Source organism: Streptomyces albidochromogenes, from assembly GCF_005981925.1.
Classification (GTDB): Bacteria; Actinomycetota; Actinomycetes; order Streptomycetales; family Streptomycetaceae; genus Streptomyces; species Streptomyces albidochromogenes.
This window is the reverse complement of the sequence record NZ_VBVX01000764.1, coordinates 1-433: the sequence shown is the minus strand read 5'-3', so window position 1 is coordinate 433 and position 433 is coordinate 1. Positions and strand designations below refer to the sequence as shown.

The window sequence follows — 433 nt, the reverse complement described above, 5'->3', positions numbered from 1 at the left end:
TATTTATACCGCGAAAAAGAAGACACCAAACCGCCCACTTCAATGACAACCATCGAAGGCCCGCATACCCATCTCCGGCACGAGGACAAGTTCCTCCGCACAATCAACGCCAACCTATATTACGGAAAGGGATACCCGCAGTACTTACACAGCGAAAACAAGGAAGAAAGTATACCGGTGTTTGAGGCCGTCAAGAAGTATATTCTCCAGGACAGGCCACATTTGAAGGGCACGCATCCCATTTACAACCGGATGTTGCGAGAGGGTATATTAAAGGTACCAGTTCTATTTACGACACAGGTGATATATGCAAACTATGCCAGCCGCTTTTTCTACACGTTTGCCAAGTTATGCGATAACCCAATCATCGAGGAAGTGGTGACCAATCCCACCGACGAAGTGGTGAAGCGAGCGGTGATGGAGACGATCGAGA

The 433-nt window shown here is 48.3% G+C and carries 1 protein-coding gene; it reads left to right on the top strand.

Annotation, left to right across the window (positions count from 1 at the left end):
- Positions 1–42: 42 nt before the first annotated feature.
- Positions 43–433 (top strand): hypothetical protein (locus tag E2E34_RS37805; protein WP_138905812.1); only part of this gene is annotated, 391 nt, incomplete at its 3' end.